A 13,001-nucleotide genomic window follows, 5' to 3' on the forward strand; every position below is an offset into this window, starting at 1 on the left:
TCAACCGATGTCTGCGCGCCGGAAGACCAGGGTTCCCAGAGCACAGCATAGGGCTGTCCAGACCATCATGATCAGGCCGGCCTGCCACCAGGTGGGCCACCATCCGCGACCTGCTTCTGCAGTCCGGCCCACGCCCGAGAGGAAGGTGACCAGCAGGCTGGTTGGGGTCAGTCTGAAGGGAATCTGCAGCCAGCCGACATGAGGGGTCAAACCTCGCAGGATGCCCAGAATCAATGGCAGGATCAAGGTCAGTCCAAGAAACAGGCCGATCCCACCGGCCTTGGATCGGCTCAAGGCTCCCAGGCCTAGACCCATCAAGGCGAAGAGGACCAGCATGAGCGGGCCGCCCAGCAAATCAATCAGGGCCAGACCAGGATTGGAGGCAGGCGAGGTGCCGGATCTGACTGATAGAAGCAGGGTCGCCAGTATCCAGCTGAGCAGCAGGCCCACCTGTGCCGCCAGCCAAGTCAGCAAGGCCAGAACAAAGCCCTTGGCCATAAGAACCATGCCTCGACGAGGATTGGCCGTCAGCGTGCTCTCAATGGTGGCGCCGGAAAATTCACGCGCAAAGACCAGAACCCCAAGAATGCCCGCCACGATCATGGCCGGAAACAGGCCAGCTGCGACGGCCGACCAGAAAACGTCACCGGAGGCAGGCATGAGGCGGGCCGGGTATTGGCTGGTCTGTCGCCCCAGGCCAGCCAATACCCGGGGCGCACAAGCCATCAGGCCAGTGGTCAACGGCTGCAAGAGCATGACGATCAGCAGCAGAACCCAGGTCGATCGCAGGGAGAACATCTTGCGCAGCTCCCCTCGGACCGCCCCGGAAAGGGTCAAGTGACCGGATGGCCGATGCAAATCCATCAAGGACAGCCCCGAGGTCCGACGCAACCTGGTAAAGGCGGAGCCATGCCGTGGAGTTGCGTAATCAAGTCCTGCGGGTACCTCTCGCCGACTCCGACGGGCCCGACGACCGTTGTCAGCACTCACAGTCTTGCCTCTGAATCACTCTGCCGCGCGCCCCTTCTCCCATGGATGATGTCCTTGTAAGCCTGTTCCAGGGAAACCTCCTCCTGCTGGAAGTCGTAAAGAACCACACCCTCCTGGGCCAGAATCGAGGCTGTGGATGCCAAGGGCGCACCCTGGATGCGGAAGCGGGCGGCATCTGGCGGACAGTTCTCGTCTGGCGGCAGACGAGTGATGCTGATTCCGGCAGCCGTTGCCAGAGCGGCCTTTAATTGGTCGGGCTGCGGCGTCACCGCATAGATGGAGTCACGGGAGTGCTCGCCAATGAACCGGGCCACGGTCGTTCTCTCCAGTATCTGCCCCTTGGCGATGATGACCAGATCGTCAGCGATTTCAGCCAACTTGTTTATCTTACGGGAGCTTAGGAGGACTGCCTTTCCCTGTGAGGCAAGGCTGTGCCAGATGCCCCTCATCCTCTCGGCTCCCTCCGGATCCAGTCCATCAAAGGAATCCTCCAGAACCATGTTGCGTGGGTCGCCCAGGAGGGCTGCGGCCAGGGCCAGCCGCTGACTCATCCCCAAAGAAAAAGAACCCGTCGATTTATCGGCGACCGATTGCAGGCCAACCATCTCCAGTACCTGGTTCACCCGACGCTGATCGATGCCATTGACTGCAGCCAGGGCCAGCAGGTGGTTCCTGGCATTGCATGCAGGATGGGCATTGCGTGGATTCAGTACTGCTCCTACTGTCCGCATGGGCGATGAGAGCCGGACGAACGGCTGGCCGTCGAACAGGGCTCTGCCTGAATCAGGACGAACCAGCCCTAGAGCGATGCGCAGTGTGGTCGACTTGCCAGCGCCTTTAGGCCCCACAAACCCGGTCACCCGACCGTCTCTGGCCGTGAAGGAGACACGGTCCAGTGCTTTGCGGGAGCCGAAACGCTTGGTCAGTGAGTCGATGACAATCATGGACCCGCCACCTCCGCATGCTGGCAGATCCAGGAGTGCATGGCCACGGCAGCCGCAGCCCCCGCATTGATGGATCGCACCGATCCAAACTGGGAGATGTAGACCACATCGTCGGCCAACTCCAAGGCCTTTTCGGAGAGCCCCGGCCCCTCTGCGCCGAACATGAGCAGGCAGCGACGAGGAAAACTATAGGTTTCCAAGGGAACGGCCCCCGGGACATTGTCGATGGCGATCATACGAGGCATGGACTCCCCCTGCCCCGCTGCCTCTTCTTGCAGGGTGGTTGCCATGGTCGCTATGTCGGGATCGTGGACCACGTGCTGGTAGAGCTCTGTCATCAGGGAGCCCTTGCGGTTCCATTTGTGAGGACCAACTATATGGACGCGGCGGGCGGCAAAGGCATTGGCGGTTCTGACCATGGAGCCGATATTGAAGTCGTGTGTCCAGTTCTCCACAGCCACCTCGAAATCATGACGGCCTCGGCGATCCAAGTCGTCCCGAATGGCCTCGACCTTCCAGTAGCGGTACTGGTCCAGGACGTTGCGGCGGTCCCCCTGATCCAGCAGTTCACGGTCATAGCGCGGGTCTATCGGAAGAGGCTGCTCAGGATGTTCTTCCTGCCAGGGGCCAACCCCCACTTGCCGGAAGACCGGCTCATCCGAGGCCATGGCCGCTCGGGTGACTGGATCAGGCTCCCTCATGATCGCTCCGGCGAACCGTCGGCAGTGCCGGCGAACTGATCCTCCTGGTAGGCGCAGATGAAGGGCAGCTGCTGCCGGGATCCGTCCACCGGATCGACCACCTGAATGCTGCCGTCTGTCCGGCCGCCCACCAGCGAAGCGATAGCCAACGTCTTCGCGCCCTGGCGCTGAATGATCCCGCAGTCAAGATTCAGCTCGTTATTCTTGCCCAAGGTAACCAGGGATGAAGTTTGCACATAGGACTTCCGGCCCAGCCAGGCATCCAGCAGGATGACCCGCCTGCCTTCGATGGATGGGCCCTTGATGGAGGGGTAGACGAAGTCCATGACGAAGGCGTCCAGATCCTGCCCGCGCGAGGCTGCGGCATGAAGCATGGCATCAGCCAGTGGCACGGCAGCGGCGGTCAGGGCCCCGACCGCATCGAAATCGTCGACTGAATAGCCCGCATCCTCCAGGGTATCCAGAAGAACGTGCCCGGCAAGTTCGGCCCCGCGGTGGTGGAAGGTGACCCCGCTCAGCTCGGTGAAGGGACGCCCGCCGATCTCCTGGGCCAGGAGTTCGCGCAACTGATCGACCGGCTCAGGCAGGTCCGTGTCGGATTTGCGCCCGACCAGATCAGGCGACCCAGTGGGCCTGAAGGATGAACCCTCTTGTCTCTTCGATGCCTCGTTCATGCTTATCAGACTAGCGCCGGAGGCCCCTAAGCGGCACTCACTGCCCTTGGTCAGGCAAAACTTCCGGCGCGGTCAGCTCCCTGATATTGCCCTTGTCTGAATCGATCATGTCGACCGAATCGATGACCTTGGAAGGGTCCATCTGCTGCAATTTGCGGGCGGTAACCAGAACCCGCGATTCCAAAGAGGATGCGAACTTGTTGTAGGCAGTCACCGTGGCAGTGATGGAACGGCCTAGTTTGTTGGCACGATCACCCAGGACCACAAAGCGTTCATAGAGCTCGTGGGTCAACGTGAATAGGGTGCGAGCGTCCTCGGACAGGTTCTGCTGCTGCCAGGCATAGGCCACCGACTTGAGCACAGCCCAGAGGGTCACCGGCGAGGTCAGAGCCACCTTTTGGGCAAAGGCGTCATCCATCAGGGTGGGATCGACCTCCAGAGCGGCCTGCAGAAGGGAATCGTTGGGGATGAAGGCCACCACGAAGTCCGGGGCCGTCTCGAAGGCGTTCCAGTACTCCTTATCGGCCAGGGCCTTGACGTGCTCGCGCAGAGCACGGGCATGTGCCTTGAGCAGCTCGTCCCGGCGGCGCAACTCGTCATCCGACGCAGTGTCGGGGATCTCACAGGCCCGCTGATAGTCGGAATAGGGAGCCTTGGCATCAATAGGAATAGTCTTGCCGCCGGGCAGGTGGACCACCATATCGGGGCGCAGAACGCGACCATCCGAGGCCGTGACCACAACCTGAGTGTCGAAGTCCACATGCTCCAAGAGCCCTGCAGACTCGACGATATTCCTGAGCTGAGCCTCTCCCCAGGCGCCGCGCACCTTGTTGTTGCGCAGAGCCGAAGCCAGAGAGCTGGTCTCCTTGTCCAGCCGCCCCTGCTGCTCACCCAAACTCTTCAGCTGCTGCCCTAAGGACCCCATCTCCTGCTTGCGACCCTCCTCGATTTGGGCCACCTTATGCTGGAGGGCATCCAGATTCTTCTGCACGGGAGCCAGGGCCGAGAGCACCTTGCTCTCCTCCTCCATGCTCTGAGCCTGCCTGCGCCGCTTCTCCTCCTCCTGAGCCTGTGTACGGCGGCGCTCCTGCTCGATTCTGATTTGCTCGGCCTGTTGGGCCTGGGCCAGCTGGGACTTGACAAAGGAGAGCTCACGGTTCAGGCCGTCCACCTTGGTCCGTGCCTCCACTAGAGCCGCCTCGGATCCGTGAAGCCTGTCCTGAGCCTGGTCCAGCTGCGAACGCAGCTCATCCACCTGGCCGTCAGACCCCGTGCCAACGGCCCTTCGACCCTGGGCCCGACCCAGCGCATATCCGGCCAATCCTCCCAGGACCATACCGATCAGCAGGAGAAGCACAACCATGACTACCGATGACGTAGAATCGAACATATGTTCTAGTAAACCTCCACGACTGGACCCGAAAGTCAGATCGGCACGGCAGGCTGTCGGCGATAATTCCAGAATTCGTTTTTTCCGCAAGGAATCGGCCTTAAGACCAGTGCCGAACCGCAATGACGGGCAGAATAGGAAATATTGAGGGGTTGGAGCAAGACCGAAGGAGATCCGTGGGTATCGATATCTTCCTGGCGATAGCCGATCTGGTCGTGGCCTGTGCGGTCACCTGGCTGATCATCTGGTACTTCCTTATGCCTTCGGCTCATGTCAGCGACCAAGATGCAGGCGCAGACTCCCCGGCCAACCGCCCCTGGCGCGATCCCGAGGATTGGGGCAAATGGGGGGCCGATCTGGACTCTCGCAGCCACCGTCTGCTCAGGCCTACCATCATTAGCGCCCTGCTGACCGCACCAGTTTTGGTTCTGGATCTGTTTGATCGCTTCGGCCCCGAACTGATTCCCTCCTGGCTGACCAGCCCCTGGGTCCAGGCCATTCTGATAACCCCAGTCATCTTCTATTGCGGCCGTGGAATACTCATGGACGGGTGGAAGTCCATGACCGAGCACCGCTGCAGCCCCGATCTTTTGGCCATGCTGGCCACAAGCCTGGCCTACCTGTACAGCCTGGCCACCTGCCTGGCCGGGTCCCTGCTGCCGGAGGGCTCCCGATCCCCATACTTCGATCTGATCGGCGTAGTCATCACCCTCCTATTGCTGGCCCGGGTCATCGGCACCAGAATGGAAGCCTCCCTGGTGGCCTCTTTGAACCATCTGACAGAAATCCGACCAGCCTCAGGCCTGGTGGCTGATCCCAAGCATCCGCAGACAGTCCCCGCCCAGATTCTTGCACGTGACCGGATTCGCCCAGGCGATTTGCTCCTGGTGCGCACAGGAGAGCGCCCAGCCGCGGACGGGGTTGTGGAGTCAGGGTCGGCCCTGGTGGACGACAGCGAGCTGACCGGCGGCGACCGACCCCGGCCTTGCGGACCCGGCGACCGGATCCTGGCCTCCAGCAAGATTCTAGAGGGTCGACTGTCCATCCGCGTGGATGCCGCCGGCGACAACACCTATGCAGCCAGACTCGTGAAGATCATCCCTCAGGCCCTGGTCGAACGCTCCCCCGCCATGCGCAGAATGGATCGGATTGTCAACACAGCCATCGCCCTGATCATGATCCTGGCTGTCTGGACCTTCATGCTCTGGCTCATGCTGGGACCGCAACCCCACTTGGCCCACGCTGTAGGCAATGCGGTCTGCGTACTGACCATCGCCTGTCCCGCTGTCGCAGCCATGACCATCCCCATGGCCTTCCGAACCAGCTTGGAGACCGGCCTGGCCCATGGTCTGCTCTTCACTTCGCCAAGAGCCATGAACCACCTGGGCCGCGTGCGCACGCTGATTCTGGACGACTCCTCTCTGCTGGATCCCGACGACTCGGAGAGCCAGGGTGTCCACGCGGAATCCCTGACCCGTACCGCCACCCATCTACGCTCCTTGCGAGTGAGTAGCCTGATCCTGGATGGAAGCCGCCAGCCGGATGACAGGATTGAGCGGGCGGCCCGTCAGGCGGGCGTGGATATGCTGATCACGCGACTGACCCCCGAACGCAAGCGCGAATGTATGGATCGTCTCATCCACGACCTGACCCGGACCAGCAGAGGCGTTCCAGCGGATCGGACTGGTCAAGGCACCGCATCCGCCGGGGAGCAGGGCCGAACCAGCCTGGTGGCTCTGGCAGCTGGGACCACAGCGGATCCCAAGCTGGCGGCCAGAGCTCATGTGAGCATCACTTTGGGTCCAAAACTTCAGGCTGACACAGACGATGCCACGGACGACATTGACCTGCCGCACCCGGATCTGATCCTGCACCAAGGCGACCTTGATGGGACAGGCAGGGCCATTGAACTGAGCCGGGCCACCACCCAGGTCATCAGGCAGAACCTAACCTGGTCCACTGTCTACAACGTCATCGCCCTGGCCATTGCCACCGGAATCTGCCAACCCTTCTTGGGCTGGATGCTCAACCCCATGATTGCAGCAGTAACAGGGGCCCTGTCCACCATCCTTGCCATGCTCAATGTTCGTCGCCTGCATCGGCTCCGGCACCTGCGCCGTCGCTGGCTGCACCTCGCCCTGATCGACACAGACCAGCTACCGACTGTAGCGGCACGACGCCCCCAAGTCATCGTCGACAGCCAGTGGGAGTCCATGCAAGAGGGCAAGGATCCGGCGGCCGCTATGGACTGAATCCACAGAGCACAACATGTGGCACAAAAAGGGTCGGCACCCGGGATTACCCCGGGTGCCGACCCTTAATTGATCTCAGTGAGACTGGGCCTGACCCTGATCGTCGCCACGAGCGGCATGACGGCCACGACCACCGTCGCGTCCGCCATCGCCGGCATCAGCATCAGCATCGGCATCGCCATCAGCCGTCACATCGTCGACTGTGACTGAGTCATCGACCAGATTTTCAGTGGGCCAAGCGGTCAGCTCCAGGTGGTCGCCGCCGGTCTGATCCACCAGGACTGTGTCGCCGTCGTGAACCTTGCCAGCCAGCAACATCCTGGCCAGCTGATCGCCCACCTCGGTCTGGACCAGCCGACGCAAAGGCCGAGCGCCGAAGGCCGGGTCATAGCCCATGTTGGCCAGCCACTCCCGAGCGGAGTCGGTGACATCAAGGGTGATGCGCCGGTCGGTCAGCCGCTGGGCCACCTGCTTGACCTGGATGTCCACAATAGAACCCAGCTCGTCGCGGGTCAGCGGGTGGAAGATGACCAGATCGTCCAGCCGGTTGATGAACTCAGGCTTGAAGTTGGCATGCACCGCATCCATAACGGCCTTGCGCTTGCCATCCTCGTCCAGGTCGTCCCGGACCAGGAACTGCGAGCCCAGGTTGGAGGTCATGATCAGAATGGTGTTCTTGAAGTCCACCGTCCTGCCCTGGCCATCGGTCAGCCGACCGTCATCCAGAACCTGCAGGAGCAGGTCGAAGACCTCAGGGTTGGCCTTCTCCACTTCGTCGAAGAGGACCACCGAGTAGGGCCGCCGACGTATGGCCTCGGTCAGCTGGCCACCCTCCTCATAGCCCACATAGCCGGGGGCAGCACCAATCAGACGCGAGACCGAGGCCTTCTCCATGTACTCTGACATGTCGATGCGGACCATGGCCTTCTCGTCGTCGAAGAGGAAGTCAGCCAAAGCCTTGGCCAGCTCCGTCTTGCCCACGCCGGTGGGGCCCAGGAACATGAAGGATCCTGTAGGCCGATCGGGATCGGCGATGCCGGCACGCGAGCGCCGGACCGCGTCGGATACCGCATGGATGGCCTCCTGCTGGCCGACCACCCGCTTGCCCAGGTAGTCCTCCATATGCAGGAGCTTCTCGTTCTCGCCCTCCATGAGCCGTCCCACAGGGATACCGGTCCAGTCCGAAACGATCTCCGCTACGGAATCCGCATCAACATGGTCAGGAACCATGGGCTCCTGGGCCGGTCCCCCGGCGATGTCAGCCCCATCGGGACCAGCGTCATTGGAGGCGTTCTTGGCCTGCTCGGCCGCGTTCTCCGCCTGGGCCAGCTGCTTACGAATGCCGGGGATCTCCCCGTAGAGGATGCGGGAAGCCTTCTCCAGGTCGCCCTCGCGGGTGGCCTTGTCAGCCTCGACCCGCTTGGCATCCAGCTGGGCACGCAGATCGCCGACCTTGTTGTGGCCGGCCTTCTCGTTCTCCCAACGAGCCTTGAGGCCGCCCAGCTTCTCGCGAGAGTCCGCCAGCTCGGCCTGCAGCTTGCTCAGACGGTCCTTGGAGGCTGGGTCATCGGCCTTCTTCAGCTGCATCTCCTCCATCTCCAGACGGGTGACGCGACGTTGAAGCTCGTCGATTTCCTCAGGCTGGGAATCCAGCTCCATCCTCAGGTGGGCAGCGGCCTCGTCAACCAGGTCGATGGCCTTGTCTGGCAGCTGACGACCCGAGATATACCGGTTGGACAACGTAGCTGCCGCCACCAGGGCATCATCCCCGATGGTCACCTTGTGGTGAGCCTCGTAACGCTGCTTGAGACCACGCAGGATGGCCACGGTATCCTCCACGGAGGGCTCGCCCACGAAGACCTGCTGGAAGCGGCGCTCCAGAGCCGGGTCCTTCTCGATGTTCTCACGGTACTCGTCCAGGGTGGTGGCGCCGATCAGGCGCAGTTCTCCCCTGGCCAGCATGGGCTTGAGCATGTTGCCTGCATCCATGGATCCCTCTGCGGCACCCGCACCGACAATGGTATGGATCTCATCAATGAAGGTGATGACCTGACCGTTGGCGCTCTTGATCTCGTTGAGAACAGCCTTGAGTCGTTCCTCGAATTCGCCACGGTACTTGCTGCCAGCCACCATGGAGCTCAGATCCAGGGAGATCAGCCTCTTGCCCTGCAGGGTGGTAGGCACGTCGCCGGCTACGATGCGTTCGGCCAGGCCTTCGACCACGGCTGTCTTACCCACGCCAGGCTCGCCGATAAGGACGGGGTTGTTCTTGGTCCGCCGGGACAGGATCTGCATGACACGACGAATCTCCTGATCCCTGCCGATGACCGGGTCCAGCTTGCCCTCCTTGGCCTGGGCGGTCAGATCGGTGGAGTACTTCTCCAGAGCCTTGTAAGTGCCCTCGGCATCCGGGCTGGTCACCTTGGCACCGCCGCGCACCTGGGGCACGGCCTTACGCAGGGTATCGGCCTGCAGACCGTTCCGGTTCAGAATATCAGCAGCCTGCGAAGGACCCTGGGCGATGGCGATAAGCAAATGCTCGGTGGACACGTATTCGTCCCCCATGGCCTGCATTTCCTTCTCTGCCTGAGCCAAGGCCATGCTGAGCTGACGGCTGGCATCGGGCTGCGATGCCGTGGATCCGCTGGCCGACGGCAGAGCCACCAGGGCCTGACGGACCTCGGCTCCGACCCGTTGGCTGTCACCACCAGCGGCTTGAATCAGTCCAGGCACCACTCCGGACTGCTGACGCAGCAGGGAGTCCAACAGATGGAGCACATCCACCTGGGGGTTGCCAGCCGCCGAGGCCGACTGGATAGCATCGCCTATGGCCTGCTGAGCCATGGTGGTGAAGTTTTCGTTCATAGAGCATCCTCCAACATTCTTCGGCGGGGCCAGCCGAATCATTCGACCAGACCCCGTCACGGGTTCATCTGCCTTCTACAACAGCGAAAGGAGGATGCCTATTCCCAAACTTGAGCCTAAATGACTCAAGTTTTTATATCGCTTGTTTTCCTGCTATTCGCTACTCGTCGATGACCACATTGCGCAGGTATCCGATTCCCTCAACCTGAACCGTGGCCTCGTCTCGGTTTTCCAGGGAACCTGTGGCGTGCGGCGTGCCGGTCATGATGACATCGCCGGGCAGCAGGGTGGCGAAGCTGGAGATGAAGGCGATCTGCTCAGGAATGGAGTGGATCAGGTTAGCGGTGGTGCCGCTGGCCTCCGGCACCTCTTCCCCATTGAGTTTGAAGGAAATCTTCGCGTCACGATAGTCCAGGTCGGTCTCGATCCAGGGCCCGAGGGGGCAGGCGGTGTCAAAGCCCTTGCAACGGGTCCACATAGGATCGTTCTTCTGCAGGTCACGCAGGGTTACGTCATTGACACAGGTGTAGCCCAGCACATAGTCCATGGCCTCGTTGACGCTCACCTTCCGGGCCATCCTGCCCATGACGACGGCAACCTCGGGCTCATAGTTCATGTCCTTGCTGTAAGAGGGCTTGACGATGGGGTCGTCAGGGCCGATGACTGAGGTGGAGGGCTTCATGAAGAGCATGAGATTCTCCGGAGGCTCCGGATTCGAGGACTGGCCATGCTCGGCCATGTAGGCGGCATGGGCGCGGTAGTTCTTGGCCGCTCCGTAGATCTTGGAGGGGATGACCGGGGCCAGCAGCCGCACATCCTCGTCGTCCAGAGGGTAGCGCTGACCGGTGGGCTCGACCTGCTGGCCGGTCAGAGGGTAGCCGCTCAGCTCAACCAGATAGTCCTTGCCGTCCTGCTTGTCAGTTTGGACAAAAGCGTATCGTGGGGTGTCCTTGTAGGAAAAACGCGCGATTCTCATAGGGCACAGTCTAGCCCCAGGCCGGGCCTCTTAACAGAATCTGGTTCCGAAACAGGCAATGGCTGGTCAGATAAAAGCCCGCGGGCCGAAGATCGCTGTGCCTACACGGACCTCGGTCGACCCCTCAGCTACGGCATACTCCATGTCTCCGGTCATTCCCATGGACAGCATGGTGCAGGTGTCAGTGCCCGGCTCCCCCGAATCCCTGATGCGGTCGCGCAGACCGCGCAGGTGAGCGAATCCGCTCCTGATAATGGCCTCATCATCCACATGTGCACCGACGGTCATCAGACCCTTAAGCTGAATCCCCTCCATGGCAGCCAGTTCATAAGCCAGATCCAGGGCCTGGTCGGGAGCGCATCCCGACTTGGCCTGCTCGCCGGACTCGTTGACCTCCAGGAGTATGCCCACAGTTCTGCCTGCAGCCAGTGCCCGCGTGGCCAGCTTCCGAGCCAGCGAGAGCCCGTCGACCGACTCGACCGTGTCGACATATGGCAGGATCTTATTGATCTTGTTGGATTGGAGCTGCCCAATAAGATGGAAGCCAACGCTGGCGCTTGATGAATCACTGTCTGTAGTGTCAGTGCCGAGGGACAACCCCCTGTCCCGACAAAGTTCCAACAACCCCTGGGCCTTGGCGGTGACTTCCTGAGGACGGTTCTCGCCAATCCGACGCACCCCGGTATCGATGGCTGCCATGATTTCGCCCACATCGCGGGTCTTGGTGGCCGCCAGCAGAGTCACCGAGCCTTCTTTTCGACCGGCGGAGTCCTCCGCTTTGGCGATTCTTTCAGCTACACGCTTGACCCCATCCGCGATCTGCCCAGCTCGTTCCCTGCTGATCTGCCGATTGCCCAGATCCTTGTGGTCCATATAGGCGACCATGACCCGCTACCTCCTTAAAATCCGGAAGCCTTGACTGAGGCCATGGTAGCCAGTGGCTCATACCGGAATTCGCTCCGATCCCGAGCACCAAACGGCAAAACTAATGAACCAGGATCGATGAGTCACATTGCACGGTCACGAATATTGCTATTCAGCAGTCACTAAACAATAATTCCCGCAAGCCTGAAAGCCGGCAGGTAAACACACGCCGTAAATAATCGGCGCGGCTGAGTACCGGAGAACTCAAAGATTCGGCTTTGCTCCGGAAACGTTCAGCTTGCTCAGATCCAGCTTTCTGTCCTTCCGGTCAGCAGCCAACATGTTCCACGTGAAACCATCCAGCAGCTCCTGCACACTCACGGGTCTGGGTCGATCCATGAGTCCCAGGAGCCATCCACAGACCCCAAGCACCTGCCTTGCCGTCCAGCCGTCTCTTCTGAGCGATCCCAGATCCGGCGATCCGAAGCGCTTGGACATCCTTCTGCCGTCCACGCCGTCAATCAGAGGCAGATGCGCATACTGAACACGAGGAGCCTGCGGTTGAAGATGATTCCGGATCCACATCTGAATGGCCGTGGACCTCAGCAGGTCCCGTCCTCGCACAATCTGATTGACGCCCATAGCCAGGTCATCCACCGTCACCGCCAGCTGGTAGGAAACCAAGCCATCCGAGCGTTGGACGACCACATCACCGACCTGTCTGGGCAAGTTGAAGGACTGCGGGCCAAATATCAGATCGTCGAAGCGACAGGTGGCATCCGACTCGTCGGGCTGGTCAGGGACTGCAATCCGAAGGCTGTGTCTCTGCCCCCGGGCCAGCCTTTCATCGACTATCCGATGGGAAAGTCCTCGGCAGGTGCCCGGGTAGACAATGAACCCGTCGCCTTCATTCGGCGCCGATGCCGCGCGGATGTCAGCACGGGAGCAGAAGCAGGGGTAAACCAGAGGCTGCCCGCCGATCAATTGCTGCGATTCCAGCAATTTCAATGCCTGACTGTAAGCATCAGCGCGCTGGGACTGGTAGACCACCTCGCCATCCCAATCCAATCCCAACCATGCCAGGTCGTCCATGATCCAGCGACCGGCATCCTTGACCACACGCGGCGTATCTATGTCTTCAATGCGAAGCCGCAGAACCCCGCAAGACCCTTGCGACCTGACACCCAGCCAGGCCGCAAGACATGCATAGATATTGCCCAGATGCATTCGCCCAGTCGGCGAAGGTGCCAACCTTCCTACAACCTTGGCCGGGCCGACCTGATCCACTCTCGGTTCTCCCATTTGCATACCGACATGCTTGCATACCACCCGGTCATCGGGAAGC

General features: G+C 61.2%; 10 protein-coding genes. 1 reads left to right on the top strand and 9 read right to left on the bottom strand.

The genetic code is table 11. The features are described from left to right. From H3T90_RS04550 to rmuC, 5 genes are read right to left on the bottom strand one after another with little or no spacing between them, the layout of a single operon-like run. Complete coding sequence (locus H3T90_RS04550; RefSeq protein ID WP_198229730.1) at positions 1-990, bottom strand: ABC transporter permease subunit; 990 nt, start codon at positions 988-990, stop codon at positions 1-3. Then, positions 987-1,934: an ATP-binding cassette domain-containing protein gene (locus tag H3T90_RS04555; RefSeq protein WP_198229731.1), complete on the bottom strand. Its 948-nt coding sequence runs from the start codon at positions 1,932-1,934 to the stop codon at positions 987-989. The genes H3T90_RS04550 and H3T90_RS04555 overlap by 4 nt, the downstream gene beginning before the upstream one ends. Next, positions 1,931-2,635: a TrmH family RNA methyltransferase gene (locus H3T90_RS04560; protein WP_046323430.1), complete on the bottom strand. Its 705-nt coding sequence runs from the start codon at positions 2,633-2,635 to the stop codon at positions 1,931-1,933. The genes H3T90_RS04555 and H3T90_RS04560 overlap by 4 nt, the downstream gene beginning before the upstream one ends. Beyond that, on the bottom strand, positions 2,632-3,309 hold the full coding sequence (locus H3T90_RS04565) for a type I phosphoribosyltransferase (protein ID WP_232346849.1): 678 nt from the start codon (positions 3,307-3,309) through the stop codon (positions 2,632-2,634). The genes H3T90_RS04560 and H3T90_RS04565 overlap by 4 nt, the downstream gene beginning before the upstream one ends. Before the next feature lie 37 nt (positions 3,310-3,346). Then, positions 3,347-4,699 carry a DNA recombination protein RmuC gene (gene rmuC / locus H3T90_RS04570; protein ID WP_198229732.1) on the bottom strand — a complete coding sequence of 451 codons (1,353 nt, stop codon included), beginning with the start codon at positions 4,697-4,699 and terminating at the stop codon, positions 3,347-3,349. Between the two features lie 176 nt (positions 4,700-4,875). On the opposite strand from rmuC, the gene H3T90_RS04575 reads away from it, so the two are divergent. Then, positions 4,876-6,951, top strand: coding sequence for a cation-translocating P-type ATPase (locus tag H3T90_RS04575; RefSeq protein ID WP_198229733.1), 2,076 nt, complete (start codon positions 4,876-4,878; stop codon positions 6,949-6,951). Between the two features lie 75 nt (positions 6,952-7,026). On the opposite strand, the gene clpB is transcribed toward H3T90_RS04575, so the two are convergent. The 4 genes from clpB to gluQRS all read right to left on the bottom strand — a co-directional run bounded on the left by clpB (position 7,027) and on the right by gluQRS (position 12,958). After that, on the bottom strand, positions 7,027-9,816 hold the full coding sequence (gene clpB / locus H3T90_RS04580; RefSeq protein WP_198229734.1) for an ATP-dependent chaperone ClpB: 2,790 nt from the start codon (positions 9,814-9,816) through the stop codon (positions 7,027-7,029). A gap of 160 nt (positions 9,817-9,976) precedes the next feature. Next, on the bottom strand, positions 9,977-10,792 hold the full coding sequence (locus H3T90_RS04585; protein ID WP_046323435.1) for a fumarylacetoacetate hydrolase family protein: 816 nt from the start codon (positions 10,790-10,792) through the stop codon (positions 9,977-9,979). Between the two features lie 66 nt (positions 10,793-10,858). Next, positions 10,859-11,677 (bottom strand): YggS family pyridoxal phosphate-dependent enzyme, encoded by an 819-nt coding sequence (locus H3T90_RS04590; protein ID WP_198229735.1) that lies wholly within the window; start codon positions 11,675-11,677, stop codon positions 10,859-10,861. A gap of 243 nt (positions 11,678-11,920) precedes the next feature. After that, a complete protein-coding gene (gene gluQRS / locus H3T90_RS04595; RefSeq protein ID WP_198229736.1) occupies positions 11,921-12,958 on the bottom strand; it encodes a tRNA glutamyl-Q(34) synthetase GluQRS in 1,038 nt (345 codons plus the stop codon). Between the last annotated feature and the right edge of the window lie 43 nt (positions 12,959-13,001).

Source organism: Bifidobacterium polysaccharolyticum, from assembly GCF_016101585.1.
GTDB classification, from domain to species: Bacteria; Actinomycetota; Actinomycetes; order Actinomycetales; family Bifidobacteriaceae; genus Bombiscardovia; species Bombiscardovia polysaccharolytica.